The sequence below is a fragment of the Streptomyces noursei genome, assembly GCF_016917755.1.
Taxonomy (GTDB): Bacteria; Actinomycetota; Actinomycetes; order Streptomycetales; family Streptomycetaceae; genus Streptomyces; species Streptomyces yunnanensis.
In genome coordinates, this window is the sequence record NZ_CP070326.1 from 1325911 (window position 1) to 1341761 (window position 15851).

The following is a 15851-nucleotide window of genomic DNA, read 5'->3' on the forward strand; positions in this document are numbered from 1 at the left end:
CGTACGACCGGGCGCGATGTCTACGGCGCCTGCGCAGCCCCTGCCGGCGCACCGCACACGGCCGGTCCGGGGCGGTCCGGGGCGGGGTCCTCGTCCGGGCCGCCCGCGTCGGTGGCCGTCTCCTCGTCGGTCTCCCCCGGGTGCATGATCTGGACGTCGCGCAGCAGCCCGTCCATCAGGTCGTCCAGGTCGAGGCGCTTCTCCACCGACCGCAGGTCGGCCAGGCCGGCCCGGAGGGTGACCCGGGGTGGTGCGAGGAGCTTGCAGCAGTCCTCGTCGGGCAGTACGGAGATCTGTTCGGTGCCGATGGACCGGGCTTCGTCGATGATCTCCTGCTTCTCCCAGCCGATCAGCGGGCGCAGAACCGGCAGGGTGGCGGCCTCGTCGACGGCGGCCAGATTCGCCAGGGTCTGACTGGCCACCTGTCCCAGGCTGTCACCGGTCACCAGGGCCTCCGCCGCGATGCGGCCCGCCAACGCGGAGGCCGCGCGGACCATGAGCCGTCGTTGTGCGACGACTTGGAGCCTGCCGGCCCCCGCGATCGCCAACTGCTTCTGCGCCTGGCCGAGGGCGATGACGTGCAGCCGTCCGGCGGGCTGGTAGCGGTTGAGTTCCCTGGCCAGGGCGTACGCCTTGTACATGGAGGCGGCGTTCGTATAGGGAGCGCCGGTGAAGTGGACGAAATCGCAGCGCAGTCCACGGCGCATGGCCCGATAGGCCGCCACCGGTGAGTCGTACCCGCCGGACAGCAGCACCAGCGCGCGTCCACTGGAGCCGACCGGCAGTCCGCCCGGCCCCTGATGGCGGACCCAGGAGACATAGCTTTCCTTGTGGTCGATCTCGATGGAGATCCGCACGTCGGGGTGGGAGAGGTTCACCGGCACCGGCCCGAGGGCTTCCCGGACGCGGGCCCCGAGGAAGCGCTCGAACTGCGACGAGGTCATCTCGAAGTTCTTGTTCCGGCGCTTGACCCGCACGGCGAAGGTGACGCCGGGCCGCTCGGCGCGGACGCCGGCCAGCGCCGCCACGGCTGCCTCGGTGATGTCCGTCACGGACGTGGGGACGCGCACGGCGGGCTCCACCGAGTTGAACCCGATCACCCGGCGGGCGCGGTCGACCAGGACGTCCTGGGGGACGTCGCCGCCCAGCACGGTGACGTGCTGACCGGACTTGATCCAGGTGGAGCCGCCGACTCCGCGCAGGGCGCGGCGGAGGTTGTCGTGCAGCCGCTCGGTGAACCGGTGCCGGTTGCGGCCCTTGAGGACGATCTCGCCGTGCTTGAGCAGGACGCAGTGCCCGCTCGGGCGTGGCCCTGCGGGGGACGGGATGGCGGCAATGCTCGGTTCGCCGGGCACGAAACTCTCCTTCGCGAGTCGTCGTGAGGACCGGCGCCGGGCCGTGAACGGCAGGCGGGCCGGCCCCTCGTGCCCGGGGCACGGTGGGGTGGAGGCGCACCACTCGCTCAGCGGTCCCGCTGCCGGGTCGCCGTGGATGCGTGCGCGGTGATCGCACCCCGCACGGGCAGTGGCAGGTCTTCGGACTCGTGGGCACGCCCCGAAGAACGGGACTTGTCTTAGCCGTCGCTTCCCAGGCCGCAGGCGTGCCCGGTGCGTCATGACGGCGGTCGTTCCCACTCACCGCTGCGAGGCAGTCCCGGACTTGCACCGGGTTCCCTCTCGCGGCACCTCGCCTGGCGGGCGAGGTGAACCAGCTGCGCGTACAGGGTAGACAAGGCGGGGCTCGGGCCGTGAATCGAGGCGGGGAAAGTCCGTCGCACCGGCCGCCGCCGGCTCGGCGGTGGGTCACGCTGCTCCTGGCCGCCGTCGGGGTCCGCACCAGGTGGCCGTCCGCGCCGGTCCGGCCCGTTCGGCTGCCTGACGGGTGTCGACACGCCGGACACCCGAACGGCGGCGACGGCCGATGGCAGCCCCCGGGCCCGGCCGGGCCGGCCGCCGGCACGCCGCCGCCGACCGCCCCCGACCACCGCGTTCGAACACATCGCCCAGGACCGTCTTCCTGCCCGATCACCGGCCGACGCGGCGGTTAGGGTCTGTCCGACCCTGACCCGTCGGGCAGACCCCAACCTGCCCCGGACGGTGAGCGGCCACCCCGAACCGGCGGCCGCTCACCCTGCGCCCACCGGCCGTCCACGAAAGGCCCCCACCATGACCGCAGCGCAGACCACCACGCTCGGACCCGACAGCGACCTGTCCCAGATCTTCGAACTCGCGCAGCAGCTGCGCGTGGACTCGGTGCGCGCCAGCACCGCGGCCGGCTCCGGGCACCCCACGTCCAGCCTGTCCGCGGCCGACCTGATGGCCGTCCTCATGACCCGCCACCTGCGCTACGACTGGGACGCGCCCGACAACCCCGCGGGCGACCACCTGGTCTTCTCCAAGGGCCATGCCTCTCCCCTGCTCTATGCGATGTTCAAGGCGGCCGGTGTGGTCAGCGACGACACGCTGATGACGACCTACCGCCGCTTCGGCCACCGTCTGCAGGGCCACCCCACGCCCGTGCTGCCCTGGGTGGACGTGGCCACCGGTTCGCTGGGCCAGGGCATCGGCTACGGCGTCGGCATCGCGCTGGCGGGCCGGGACCTGGACAAGCAGCCCTACCGGGTGTGGGTGCTGTGCGGGGACAGCGAGATGGCCGAGGGGTCCGTCTGGGAGGCCCTCGACAAGGCCGGCCACTACCGGCTGGCCAACTTCACCGCCGTCGTCGACGTCAACCGCCTCGGCCAGTGCGGCCCCACCGAGCTGGAGTGGGACACCGGCACCTATGCCCGCCGCATCGAGGCGTTCGGATGTCGCGCGATCGTCATCGACGGGCACGACCTGCAGGCGATCGACCAGGCCCTGACCACCGCCGCCGACGGCCAGGCACCCACCGTCGTCGTCGCCAGGACCGTCAAGGGCCGCGGCGTGGCAGAGGTCGCCGACAAGGAGGGCTGGCACGGCAAGGCCCTGCCCGAGGACATGGCCGACCGCGCCGTCGCCGAACTGGGTGGCGTCCGCAATATGCACGTGCGCGGTCCCCGGCCGCCGGCCGTGACGCCCGCGCCCATCCCGGCCGCCGGTCCCATCGAGCTGCCGCGCTTCGAGGTCGGCGACAAGGTCGCCACCCGCGTCGCCTTCGGCCATGCCCTGGCCGCCCTCGGTGCCCGCCCGGACGTCGTCGCCCTGGACGCCGAGGTCGGCAACTCCACCCACGCCCAGGACTTCGAGAAGGCCCATCCCGAGCGGTACTTCCAGACCTACATCGCCGAGCAGCAGATGATCGCCGACGCCGTCGGCATGGCCGTGCGCGGGTACCGCCCCTACGCCACCACCTTCGCCGCGTTCCTCACCCGCGCCCACGACTTCATCCGCATGGCCGCCGTCTCCCAGATCACCATGGCGCTGTGCGGAACCCACAGCGGCGTCGAGATCGGCGCCGACGGCCCCTCGCAGATGGGTCTGGAAGACCTCGCCATGATGCGCGCCGTCCACGGTTCCACGGTGCTCTACCCCAGCGACGCCACCTCCGCCGCCGCCCTGACCGCCGCCATGGCCGAGCTCGACGGCATCTCCTACCTGCGCACCACCCGCGGCCCCTACCCCGTCCTCTACGACGGCGACGAGACCTTCCCCGTGGGCGGCTCCAAGACGCTGCGCCACAGCCCGCACGACCGGGTCACCCTGATCGGCGCCGGCGTCACCCTCCACGAGTGCCTGGCCGCCGCCGAGCACCTCGCCGCCGAGGACGTCCCGGCCCGCGTCATCGACCTGTACTCCCTCAAGCCCGTCGACGCCGGTGCCCTCGCCCGGGCCGCCCAGGAGACCGGCGCCCTCGTCGTCGTCGAGGACCACCACCCCGAAGGCGGCATCGGAGAAGCCGTCCTGTCGGCGCTCGCCGCCACCGGCAGCCATCCCGCCTTCAGCCACCTCGCCGTCACCGACCTGCCGGGCTCCGGCACCACCGACGAACTCCTCGACGCCGCCGGCATCTCCCATCCCCACATCGCCCGGGCGGCCCGCGCCCTGCTCGGTTCGTAGCCCGCCCGGCGCGGCGCTCCACGGGTGGCCGGGAGCCGCGCCGCCGCGGGACGCGGGCGGGAACGTTCACCTCGCCCACACGTTGTGCAGCCTCGTCGAAGCGCGCTCAAGGGCTGGTCAGCTGCGACCTATACTCCCCTGCGTGTCTTCGACGGGTGGGGTGTCCACGGGTGTGCGGCAGCTTCGACTGGCTCTTCTCGGACCGCTTCAGGGCTGGCGTGGTGGCATACCGCTGGAGCTCGGTCCGGTGCGCGAACAGGCGCTGCTCGCCGCGCTGCTGCTGCGGCCGGGGGTGACGGCCAGCCGTCAGCAACTCCTCGACGGTGTCTGGGGCACGGAGCAGCCGGGCACCGGCGCGAAGGTCATTCCGGTCTATGTGCACCGGCTGCGCCGATGCCTGGACGCTCCCGGGGACGGCCCCGCGGAGTCCGTGATCGTCACCGACCGCGGGGGCTATCGCTTCGTCCCGCGGGACGCGTGGGTGGACGCGGCGCGCATGGCGGAGTTCGCCGCCGAGGCGAGCTCGGCGCGGGGCTGCGGCGACCTGGACACCGCGGTGGATGCCTGGTCCAAGGCCCTGGAGCTGTTCCGGGGTGAGCCGTTGGCCGGGATTCCCGGGCCGTTCGCGCAGGGGGAGCGGCTGCGGTTGACGGAGTACCGGCTCGCCCTGCTCCAGGACAAGCTCGGTTGCGAGCTGCGGCTGGGCCGGCACGCGGCGGCCGTCGGCGAACTGTTCGCGCTGACCGAGGCGCACCCCTACCACGAGGCGCTGGCCGCCCTGCTGATCCGTGCCCTCTACGTCGGCAATCGGCAGGCCGATGCCCTGGACGTCTATGCCAAGGTGCGCCGTCGCCTGGTGCGGGACCAGGGGGCGGAGCCGGGACCCGAACTGCGGCAGACGCACGAGGCGGTGCTGCGCCGCGATGACGCGCTGCTGTTCGGCACGGCCGCCCGGCAGCAGCCCCGGCCGGCGCCAGCGCGGCCGCCGGCCGGGCGCCGGGACCGTCCCGAGCGCCCGGTGCGCAACGAACTGCCGGTCGGTGTCGGCAACTTCACCGGCCGGGACCGGGAGCTCGCGCTCCTCGGCGCGTCGGCCGCGGACCCGGACGGTGTGACGGTCCGCGCGGTGGACGGCATGGCCGGCGTCGGCAAGACCGCGCTGGTGGTGCACGCGGCGCGGACGGTGCACCAGCGGTATCCGGACGGCTGTCTGTTCGTCGATCTGCACGGGTACCGCGAGGATCGCGGGGCACCGGGTCCACAGCGGGTGCTGCGCCGGCTGTTGCGGGCGGTCGGCGCCGACGAGGGGGAGGATTCCGAGGACCTGGACGAGCTGGCCGCGTCCTGGCGGACCGCGACCGCCGCGCTGCGGCTGCTGCTGGTCCTCGACGACGCCGCCGGCGCCGAGCAGGTGCGTCCGCTGTTGCCCGCCGGGCCGGGCAGCATGCTGCTGGTGACCAGTCGTCAGCGGCTGACGGGCCTGGACGTGGACCGCAGGATCTCGCTGGCCCCGCTCGACCTCGACGACGCGGTGGGCCTGCTCAGCCGCATCGTGGGCGGCTCGGGCTCCCCCCACGAGCACGGCGCGATCCGCCGGCTCGCCGGCCTGTGCGATCAGCTGCCGCTGGCCCTGCGCATCGCCGGTGCGCGGCTGCAGAACCGCCCGTTGTGGGCGTGGGAGTCGCTCGCCGCCCGGCTGGCGGACGACGAGCGCCGGCTCGGTGAGCTCTCGGTCGAGGACCGCAGCGTGGAGGCGGCTTTCCAGCTCTCCTACGACCAGTTGCCGGCCGCCGAGCAGCGCGCGTTCCGCGCCCTGGGGCTCTCCCCCACCGTGGAACTCGACGCGTTGACGCTGGCCGCCATGCTCGACTGGACACGGCCGGACGCCGAACGCGTCCTGGGGAGCCTGGTCGATGCGAGCCTCGTACAGCAGGTGGCGGCCGACCGCTATCGGTTGCACGACCTGGTCGCGGTCTACGCCCGACGCGTCGCGGCCGGGTTTCCCGAGGAGGTCGCGGCGGTCCGGGACGGGGTGTTCCGGTTGTATGTGTCGGCCGCCCGCCGTTCCAGCGACTGGGGACCCTCGGCCTTCCCGACCGGTCCGGCTCCGGGGACCGCCCCGTTCGCCGACTGGGAGGAGGCCACGAACTGGCTGGACGCGGTGGGCGGCGAGCTGGTCGACGTGGTCGGGCACGCGGTGGACGTGGGCAAGCTCGACGAGGCGTGCTGGATCACCGAGGGCCTGTTCGACTACCTCACCCGGCAGGGTCGGTTCCACGAGTGCCGCACCGCCCTGGAGACGGTACTGCCCCTGGTCACGGTGGTCACCGACCGGCGGATGGTCTCCGAACTGCGTACCTGTATGGGGATGATGTACGGCCTGCAGGGCCGTTACGAGCAGGCCCACCCCTTGTTGACCGAGGCCCTGGAGATCAGCCGTCGCGCCGGCGACCTGTTGGAACAGGCCAGGGCCCTGGGCAACCTCGGGACGTTCGCCAATCTGCAGGGCCGGGTCGCGGAGTCCATGGAGTTCTTCGCCGAAGTCGCCGGGATCGTCGGGAAGTTGGACGACGAATGGCTCACGGCCGTGGTCACGGCCACCGTCGGCGACATGCACCATCAGCTCGGCGAGCACGAGCGGGCGTACGAGTGCTACACGGAGGCGATCGTCCTCGCGGAGCGGGTCGACAGTCCCCGACTGCTCGGCAAGACGCTGCTCCGCCTGGGGTGTCTGCAACTCGACCGCGGCCGGCCCCTGGACGCCGCGGGGACGCTGCACAGGGCTGCGGACCTGGCCATCCGCCTGGCGGACGTACCCCTCTACGCGACCGTCCTCGGCAGACTGGGCACCGCCGCGGCCTGTCTGGGCAACGTGGCACAGGCGGCCGAGTTCGGTAGCCGGGCGCGCGGGGTGCTGAGCGGGCGGACCGGCGGCACATCGGAGATGGCCCGCTCCGAGATGATCCGCACGCGACTGGTCTGGAACAACGTCGCGGCGGAGGATCTCGCCGGATCGCGGGAGTTCTTCGAGCGGTCCGTGGCCCTCCCCGACGCCGCCCCCAACCGCGCGCGGATCTCCCACTTCCTGGACGACATACGCCGCCAACGACACTGGGACGGAACCGACTTCTAGTTTCGGCTTCTCGTTTCGGCTTCTCGTTTCGGCTTCTGGTTTCAGCCCGGTCGGTCGCACGGTGCTACGGCAGTGCGTCGGTGTCCAGGGCGGCTGCCCGCAGCGCCTCGGCGACCACGAGCACGGCGTCCCGCGGCTGCCCGGGAAGTAGCGCGGCCGTCAGCGCGAGCGTACGGGGACGACCAGGGGCGTGCCGGTGCCGGGGTGGGCGACCACCTCGATCGGCTGTCGGTAGATCCGGGACAGCAGGTCCGCCTCGAAGACCTCGGCCGGCGGGCCCTGGGCGGCGATCCGCCCGCCGTGCAGCACGGCGACCCGGTCCGCGTACGCCGAGGCCAGCCCCAGGTCGTGGAGGACCACGACGACCGCGTCCCCGGCCGCCGCCCGCTGCCGGCAGATCCTGAGCACCAGCTCCTGGTGGCGCAGGTCCAGCGCGGCGGTCGGTTCGTCGAGGAGCAGCAGCGGGGCGCGCTGGGCCAGTGTCCGGGCCAGGGCCACTCGCGCGCGCTCCCCGCCCGACAGGGCCGCGAAGGGGCGTGCGGAGAACGGCGTCACCTCGGTGGCCGCCATCGCCGCCGCCACCGCGGCCCCGTCCTCGTCCTCGGCGGGCGTGCCGGCCCAGGGCGCCCGGCCCATCCGTACGACCTCGGCGACGGTGAAGGGGAAGGAGAGGGCGGCGGACTGCGGAAGGACGGCGCGGCGCAGCGCCAGTTCGGGGGCGGACCACGCGTCGGCCGGGCGGCCGTCGACGCGTACCTCGCCGCCGGCCGCGGGCAGGTCGGCGGCGAGCGCGGCCAACAGGGTGGACTTCCCCGCGCCGTTGGGCCCGACCAGGGCCAACACCTCGCCCGCGGTGGCCGCGAGGTGCACCCCGTCCAGCACGGTCCGCCCGCCCAGACGCACGGTCAGCGCGCGGGCGTCGGCGTACTGGCTGCCGGGCTCGGGCCGGGCGGGGATCCGCCGGGGCGTCCGGGTGAGCAGTTTGCCGATCACGGCTGGTCTCCTTGAGCGAGCGGGGCGGTACGGGGCGCGGCGGCGGGCGTCATGCCCAACCCCCTTGCCTGCGACGGGTCCGGCGCAGCAACCAGAAGAAGAACGGGCTGCCGAAGAGCGCGGTGAGCACCCCCAGCGGAAGCTCGGCGGGCGCCACCGCCGTACGGGCCGCGAGATCGGCGACCACCAGCACCAGGGCGCCGGCCAGCGCGCTGCCCGGGATCAGGAAGCGGTGTCCGGGACCCGCGGCCATCCGCAGCAGGTGCGGGACGAGCAGCCCGACGAAGGTGATGATCCCGGCCACCGCCACCGCCGCGGCGGTCAGCAGCGCCACCACCAGGATCAGCACGATCCGCAGCCGTTCGACGTCCACCCCCAGATGGCGGGCGGACCGTTCGCCGAGCGCCAGCAGGTCCAACTTGCGGGCGTACAGCGGCGCCACGGCCAGTCCGGCCAGCGCGCACGGCAGCACCGCGAGCACCTTCGGCCAGGTGGCCTGGGAGAGCGAACCGAGCTGCCAGAACGTGATCTGACTGATCTGGGCGTTGTCGGCGAGGAAGACGAACAGGCCGATCAGCGCGCCGGCGAAGGCGTTCACCGCGATACCGGTCAGGATCAGGGTGACGACCTCGCTGCGCCCGCCGGAGCGGGAGAGCAGATAGACCAGGCCGACGGTCGACAGCCCGGCCGCGAACGCGCAGACCGTCACCGTCCAGTTGCCCAGGAACGTCAGGCCCAGCGCGATCGCCCCGACGGCGCCGACCGCCGCGCCCGCCGAGATGCCGATGACGCCCGGTTCGGCGAGCGGGTTGCCGAACACGCCCTGCATCAGCGCGCCGGCGCAGCCCAGCGAGGCCCCGACGAGCAGCGCCAGCACCACCCGCGGCAGCCGGACGTTCCACAGCACGCTCTCGCCGACCCGGTCCAGTGCCGCACCGCCGAGGTGGAGCCGGTGCAGCACCGACCCGGCGACCTCGCCGACCGGGATGCCGTACGCGCCGGTCCCGGCGGAGAGCAGCGCGGCCGACAACAGCGCCGCGGCCAGCCCGAGGACGAGGAGGAGGGGCGCGCGGCGGCGGGCGGGGCGCGACGGCGGCGCGGGGTCCGGCTCGGTGGCGGGTTCCGCACTGGTGGGGCTCAGGGTCGTCATGTCACTTCCCCCTGGCGTGGAGCTGCTCGACGAGCGAGGCGAGCACCTGGTCGGTCCGCGGGCCGAAGTTGAGCAGCACACCGTCGTCCACGGCGGCCACCCGGCGGTCCATGCCGGCCGGGGTCTCGGCGACGCCGGGGATCTTCAGCAGCCCGTCCACGCCGCCCACGGAGTCCAGGCCCTTGGACATGACGAGCAGGACGTCCGGCGCCGCCTTGGCCAGCGCCTCGCTGGTGATCGGCGTGAAGTCCTTGGTCAGCCCGGACTCCTTGCCGGCGTCCACCCCGCCGGCCGCCTCGATCAGCGAGTCGGCGCCCGAGCCGGCACCGCCCAGGAGGTAGACGGAGGCCGAGCCGCGCAGATAGAGGAAGGCCACCCGCGGCCGGTCACCGCGGTGCGGGATCTTCTTCTCGACTGCCGCCAGGCGCTGCCCGGTGCGTTCCTTGAGCCGGGCGCCGGCCCGCTGTACGCCGAGCGCCGCGGCCACCGCGTCGATGCGCCTGCCGACGTCGGAGAGGCGCTTGGCCGGTTCGAGGACGACGAGCGGGATGCCCGCGTCCCGGATCTGGTCGATGGCCTCGGCCGGCCCCGTGGTGGTGTCCGCGAGCACCACGTCGGGCTTGAGGGCGAGCACGTTCTCCGCCGAGACGTCGTGTGCGCGGGTGACGACGGGCAGCCGCTGCGCCTGCGCGAAGGTGGTGGTGATGTCGCGGGCCACCACCTTGTCGCCCAGGCCGAGCGAGTAGACCAGTTCCGAGAGGGAGCCGGTGAGCGGAACGATCCGGTCGACCTTGCGCACCGTCACCTCATGGCCGTCGGCGGAGCGTACGGTCGCGGGCAGCGCCGGGGCGGGGGCCGGCCCGGACAGTGGCTCGACGCGGTCGGCGGCCTGCCGGGCCGCGCCCGGGGAACCGTCCTTGCCGCCGCTCTTCGCCGTGTCGGCGACGCCGCCCGGGCCGCCGCCGCAGCCGGTGAGCAGTACAGCGAGGGCCAGCAGGAGCGCGAGCGCGGCGGCCGGTGCGCCGCGGGAGCGGGTGCGCCGGCCGTCGGGCTCCCGGAGAGGTGCGGTCACTGTCCCGCCTTTCTACGGACGTCAGTTGACGTGTGTCGTGGGTGTTGCGCGTGCCGTGCAGGGCTCGTGGGTCGTGCAGGGCGCGTGGGTCGGGTGGGTCATGTGGGGTGGTCGGAGCGGGTGCGGTGGCCGTCCTGGGGTTTCCTCACGCGACAGCGATACCTTAGGTTAGCCTTACCTTATTAGCTAGCCCTGGAGGGGTTCCCGATGCTGCCCTGCAGACAGGTCCGCGGCCGTTCCCGCGGCCGCGCCCGCGCTCTCGTCGTGGCACTCCTGACGTCACTGCTGGGCGGACTGCTGCCGCTGGCCACCGCAGCCACCGCGCGGGCCGAGCAGCGCACGGTCTCCGGCGGCAGGCTCGACTGGGCCATCAAGTCCTCCTTCCAGACCTACGTCACCGGCCCGATCGCCCAAGGGAGTTGGGGCCTGAGCGGCGGCGCCGCCACGGTCGGCGCCAACCGCTTCCGCTTCCACTCCGCCACCGGCGGCTACGACCCCGCCACCGGCACACTGACCGCCGGCTTCTCCGGCGCGGTGCGCTTCACCGGCCACAAGAAGCCGGACGGCGGCTTCGAACTGGACCTGACCATCAGCCGCCCACAGATCACCGTCTCCGGCGGGCGCGGCACCCTCTACGCCGACATGACCAGCAAGGAGAAGGGCACCGGAAGGGTCACCACGGCTGCCCGGGTGCCGCTGGCCTCCCTGGACCTGGGCGGAGTGGACACCCGCGGCGGCGGCAGCCCCATCGCCCTCGACAACGTTCCCGCCACGCTCACCGCACAGGGCGCGCGGGCCTTCGCCGGGTACTACCCGGCGGGCACCGCACTGGACCCGGTGAGCCTGTCGGCCGACGTCAAGGCGCCCGCCGCGGAAGGCCCGGCGAAGGGCGGGAGCAACGGCGGCCGGGGCGCAACGGACGGATCGTCACAGGACGAGGGCCGTCGGCGCGGGGGCGCGCCGGGAAGCTTCGCCGACGCCGCCGTCGACTGGGGTGTGCGCCGCACCTTCCGCGAGTACGTCACCGGCGACATCGCCAAGGGCGCCTGGCGGCTGACCGACGGCGCCCAGGACGGCGGCGCGGTCTTCCGCTTCCCCAAGGGCAAGGGGAGCTACGACCCGGAACACGGCACCCTGGAAGCGGAGTTCACCGGAACCGTGCGCTTCACCGGCGCCCGTCTGGACCTCGCGCTGAGCCGGTTCGCCGTCAAGGTCGCGGACGGCCGGGGCACCCTTTCCGCACGGGTCACCACCGCCGGCACCGGCGCCGGCGGCACCGCGGACCGGACGCCGCTGGTCACCTTCGACGCCAAGGGCCTCAAGCCCGCGGACGGCCTGGCGGCGCTGACGGAGGCGCCCGCCGAACTCACCGAGGAAGGCGCCAGGGCGTTCGGCGGGATGTACCGGGCGGGCACGGAGATGGACCCCGTCTCGCTCGCCGTCGCCGTGGACGCCAAGGCCGCGCTCCCGGCCCTGCCCGACCTGGGCAGCGATCCCGCACCGCCCACCGGCCCGGCGTCCGCGACCAAGCCGCGCAGCACCGCCGCGCCGGCGGACGCCACCGCCTTCCCGGTCCTGCCCGTCTCGCTCGGGGTCGGCGCGCTGGCCCTGGTGGCCGCCGCCTTCCTCGTCCTGCGCGCCCGTCGCCGCACGCCCGTGCCCGCCGCGCAGGACTGACCCACCCTCACCGCACCATCCGCCACCCCGCCGCTCCTCACCCTCACCACCACCCCTCACCCACCACCCCAAGGAGAGTCACCGACCATGGCCGTCATACGCCGACCGCTCGTCCTGGCCGCCGCCCTCGCCATCGTCTCCGGCAGCGCGGCCCTGGGCCTCCCGGCCGTCGCCCTCGCCTCGCCCGCACCCGCCGGCGGGCGGGGCGCCCCGGCGATCGAACTCAAGGACGGCACCCTCGACTGGGGCGTGAAGGAGTCCTTCCGCACGTACGTCACGGGCCTGGCGCTCGGGAAGATCGAGACCGCGAACGGTGCCCGACAGGCGGCCGACAACGGCCCGTTCACCTTCGTCGGCGGCACCGGCCGCTACGACCTGGGCAGCCACGCCGTGACCACCGCGTTCCAGGGCGGCGTGCGGTTCGTCTCCGCGCTGCACGGATTCGACATCCGACTCGCCGACGTCAAGGTGTCCACCGATGCCGCCGCCAAGGGCAGGACCGGCGTGATCACCGCCGATGTCACCGCGGACGGGAAGACGAAGGACGAGGTGCGGCTGGCCTCGCTCGACCTCTCCAAGGTCAGACCGGAGAGCGGCGCGGACGGCGCGATGACCTTCGCGAAGATCCCCGCCAAGCTGACGGCCCAGGGTGCCGAGGCGTTCAACGGCATGTACCAGGAGGGGCAGGAACTGGACCCGGCCACGCTGACCGTGCGCCCGGCCACCGGCCCCGGCCGGCCGGAGAAGCCGGCGGAGCCGGGCGAGCCCGGTGCGCCCGGACAGCCGGGCCGGCCGGAGCAGCCCGGTCGGCCGGACGGCGAGCCGGGACAGCCGCAGAGCCGCCCGGGACAGCCGGGCTCCGGCACCGGAACCGGCACGCCGTCCGGCAGCCGACCGGCGCCCGGGACCGGCGGCCAACCGGCCACCGGCTCCGGCAAAGCACCCGGCAGCGACACCGGCAGCGCCCCGGCCGCCGACTCCGGCAAGCTCCACGGCGGAAACCTCGACTGGGGCGTCAAGAAGAAGTTCCGCGACTATGTCAACGGCCCCATCGCGCACGGCAAGGCCGAGCCCTCGGACGGCGCAACCGCCACCGCGGCCGGCTTCCGCTTCCCCAAGGGGCACGGCACCTACGACGGCACGAAGGCCACCCTGGTCGCGGAGTTCAACGGCGCGGTGCGGTTCACCGGCCACGGCGGCGCGCTGGACCTGAAGTTCAGCAACCTCCGCATCAAGGCCGAGAGCGGCAAGGGCACGTTGATCGCCGACGTCGCGAGCAAGCCGCGCACCGAGGAGGGCCGGGCCCCGGCACGGCTCGTCACCACCCCCGACACCCCGATCGCCGAGCTGAAGCTGCCGTCGGGCGCGCTCACCGCCAAGGGCGGCGTGGTCACCCTCAAGAACGTCCCGGCGACCCTGACCGCCGCCGGCTCCAAGGCGTTCTCCGGCATGTACCCGGCGGGAGAGCCCCTCGACCCGGTCGGCGCGGCGGTCGCCGTCGAGCCCGGCGCCCAACTGCCGTCCGGTGCAACCGGATCCGACGGCTCGCACGCCTCCGCCGGCGCGGGCGCCGCGGGCGGTGCCGACAGCGCACCGGGCGCGAGCTTCAGCAGCGGCAGCACCGTCGGCGGCACCGGGGCGCTGGCCGCCACCGGCAGCACCGCCCCCAACGGCGCCCTGATCGGCACCGCAGTCGCCCTCCTGGCCACCGGCGCCGCCGCCACCTACGTCACCCGTCGCGGCACCACCCGCTGACCCGCGCGGCACCAGGGTCCGGCACCTCTCGGACCGCCGCCCCCGACAGCACGGGCGCCCGCCGTCCCCACCGGCGGGCGCCCGTGCGCAGGCATGCCCGCGCGGCGCTACGGGGTGTCGGGCGACAGGCGTACCGGAAGCGTGTCCACGCTGTTGCCGACGAAGCCGGAGTGGCGCGGCAACTCCCCTTCGGGCACGGCGAGTTCCACCTTCGGGAACCGCTCGAACAGCCGCCGGAGCGCGGTTTCGGCCTCCAAACGGGCCAGTGGTGCGCCGAGGCAGTAGTGGGCGCCCTGCCCGAGCGACAGATGGCGCACCGCACCGGGCCGCCCGGGCCGGGTCACGTCGAAGCGGTCGGCGTCCGGCCCGTAGGCGGCCGGATCGCGCCCGGCCGCGGAGTACCCGGCCAGTACCGGAGTGCCCTTCGGGACGACCGTCCCGTCCACCGTCACATCCCGCACGGGATAGCGGAACGGGAAGTAGCTGACGGGCGCATCCCACCGCAGTGTCTCCTCGACCACGTCGCCCCAGCCCGCCTGTTGCCGGCGGACGCGTGCCAGTTGGTCGGGGTGTGCGCACAGGGCCCGTACCGCATTGGTGATCAGGTTCAGTGTGGTCTCGTGTCCCGCGACGATCAGCAACAGCAGGGTGCCGATCAGCTCCTGCGCGGAGAGCCGGTCGCCGTCGTCGTCCCGGGCGGCCAGGAGCGCGGTGGTGAGGTCGTCACCAGGGCGCTCGGCCTTGGCCGCCACGATCTCGCCGAGCACGGCGGCGAACTCGCGGTTGGCGGTGACGGCCTGCTGCGAGCCGATGTCGGTGGTCACCACCTGTGTGGACAGGGCGTGCAGCCGGTCGCGGTGGGCCACGTCCACGCCGAGCAGCTCGCTGATCACCCCCATGGGCAACGGCAGTGCGAAGTGGCGGCGCAGATCGGCGACTCCACCGCCCGCCGCGGCGGCGCGCGCCAGCTCGTCGAGCAGTGCGTCCGTCAACTCCTCGACTCGCCAGCGGAGTTCGGCCACGCGTCGGGAGGTGAACGCCTGGCTCACCAACGACCGCAGCCGACGGTGGTCCGCCCCGTCGGCTGTGGTCATGCTGTGCACGGTCGCGAAGGTGCGCAGCGGCCACCCCTCGGGGATCGCGCCCTCGCGCAGCAACGTGAAGTGCCGGGCGCCCTTGGCGACGTCGGGGTGCCCGAGGAAGGTCTTGAGCGCTTCGTGCCCGAGCACGGCCATCCCCTCGATCTCACCGGGCAGCACGACGGGGACGACGGATCCGCGGGCGCGCAGTCGGGCGTTGTCGGCGTGCGGACAGCCGCCGGAAGGGTTCATGCGGTGCGGCCCGACAGTGGAGCGATCCACCCGTAACTCCTCCTTGAAAGGCCCGAGATGGTGCCACCCGAGGAACGGCAGGGCAGCGTATCCCCGCCGCCGGACAGGCGCCAGGGTGCGTCGCGGCGCGGCCGGCGGGCTGCCTTCGCTCGCCCCCTCCCCCGAAGGACCCCACCGTGATCCACAGGAAATCCCTCGCCATGGCCGCCGTCGCAGGCGTCGGTGCCCTCGCCCTGCTGAGCAGCTCCACCGCCGTCGCCGACCCGAACCTGCCGCCCGGCGGCAACTTCGACCTGACGACATGACAGCTCCAAGAACCCGTCGGCTCCCCCGGCTCGCCGACCACCATCCCGTCGTCGCGGCTGCCGGGGCCCGACGACTACCAGGACGCGTACTTCTACACCGACAGCCGTGACGGCGCGATGACCTTCTGGGCGCCCGAGAAGGGCGTCACCACTCCCCACTCCCACTACGCCCGCTCCGAGTTGCGGGAGATGAACCGCAGCGGCAGCCCCGCAGACTGGTCGCTCGGCGGCAGCCACCGCATGAGCGCGACGCTGCGCGGGGTGTCCGTGACCTCCAACGTGTGCCTGGGGCAGATCCACCTCGGCAGCGGCGGGTCGTCCACCAAACCGCTGGTGGAGCTGTACTACCGCGCCAACGGGGACATCGTGGGGCCTGTCGTCAAACTCCCGTCGTTCGC

At 73.7% G+C, this 15851-nt stretch carries 9 protein-coding genes, 1 pseudogene and 1 riboswitch; of the genes and pseudogenes, 5 read left to right on the forward strand and 5 right to left on the reverse strand.

Annotation, left to right across the window (positions count from 1 at the left end; translation table 11 throughout):
- Positions 1–20: 20 nt before the first annotated feature.
- Positions 21–1355: a tRNA uracil 4-sulfurtransferase ThiI gene (thiI, locus tag JNO44_RS05805; protein ID WP_205361997.1), complete on the reverse strand. Its 1335-nt coding sequence runs from the start codon at positions 1353–1355 to the stop codon at positions 21–23.
- 154 nt (positions 1356–1509) lie between these two features.
- Positions 1510–1728, reverse strand: a riboswitch (cobalamin riboswitch).
- 437 nt (positions 1729–2165) lie between these two features.
- Between thiI and JNO44_RS05810 the strand changes: the two genes are divergently transcribed.
- Both JNO44_RS05810 and JNO44_RS05815 read left to right on the forward strand, forming a co-directional pair.
- Positions 2166–4037 (forward strand): transketolase, encoded by a 1872-nt coding sequence (locus JNO44_RS05810; protein WP_205361999.1) that lies wholly within the window; start codon positions 2166–2168, stop codon positions 4035–4037.
- A 142-nt stretch (positions 4038–4179) separates the two neighbouring features.
- Positions 4180–7170 carry an AfsR/SARP family transcriptional regulator gene (locus JNO44_RS05815; RefSeq protein ID WP_205362009.1) on the forward strand — a complete coding sequence of 997 codons (2991 nt, stop codon included), beginning with the start codon at positions 4180–4182 and terminating at the stop codon, positions 7168–7170.
- 159 nt (positions 7171–7329) lie between these two features.
- On the opposite strand, the gene JNO44_RS05820 is transcribed toward JNO44_RS05815, so the two are convergent.
- The 3 genes from JNO44_RS05820 to JNO44_RS05830 all read right to left on the reverse strand — a co-directional run bounded on the left by JNO44_RS05820 (position 7330) and on the right by JNO44_RS05830 (position 10385).
- The gene (locus JNO44_RS05820; protein WP_240167945.1) at positions 7330–8127 is read right to left on the reverse strand and encodes a heme ABC transporter ATP-binding protein; all 798 of its coding nucleotides are present in this window, start codon (positions 8125–8127) and stop codon (positions 7330–7332) included.
- Between the two features lie 85 nt (positions 8128–8212).
- Positions 8213–9313: a FecCD family ABC transporter permease gene (locus JNO44_RS05825; RefSeq protein ID WP_205362012.1), complete on the reverse strand. Its 1101-nt coding sequence runs from the start codon at positions 9311–9313 to the stop codon at positions 8213–8215.
- 1 nt (position 9314) lies between these two features.
- Entirely contained in the window at positions 9315–10385 is a 1071-nt protein-coding gene (locus tag JNO44_RS05830; protein WP_205362014.1) for a heme/hemin ABC transporter substrate-binding protein, read from the reverse strand.
- A gap of 207 nt (positions 10386–10592) precedes the next feature.
- Here JNO44_RS05830 and JNO44_RS05835 point away from each other — a divergent pair, with 207 nt between their 5' ends.
- Both JNO44_RS05835 and JNO44_RS05840 read left to right on the forward strand, forming a co-directional pair.
- Positions 10593–12062: an HtaA domain-containing protein gene (locus JNO44_RS05835; protein WP_205362015.1), complete on the forward strand. Its 1470-nt coding sequence runs from the start codon at positions 10593–10595 to the stop codon at positions 12060–12062.
- An 87-nt stretch (positions 12063–12149) separates the two neighbouring features.
- Positions 12150–13817 (forward strand): HtaA domain-containing protein, encoded by a 1668-nt coding sequence (locus JNO44_RS05840; protein WP_205362016.1) that lies wholly within the window; start codon positions 12150–12152, stop codon positions 13815–13817.
- Between the two features lie 107 nt (positions 13818–13924).
- Here JNO44_RS05840 and JNO44_RS05845 read toward each other — a convergent pair whose 3' ends face one another.
- The gene (locus tag JNO44_RS05845) at positions 13925–15148 is read right to left on the reverse strand and encodes a cytochrome P450 family protein (RefSeq protein ID WP_205369415.1); all 1224 of its coding nucleotides are present in this window, start codon (positions 15146–15148) and stop codon (positions 13925–13927) included.
- 200 nt (positions 15149–15348) lie between these two features.
- On the opposite strand from JNO44_RS05845, the pseudogene JNO44_RS05850 reads away from it, so the two are divergent.
- Positions 15349–15822, forward strand: a pseudogene (locus JNO44_RS05850) (polysaccharide lyase family 7 protein); the annotation flags it as partial.
- Positions 15823–15851: the final 29 nt, after the last annotated feature.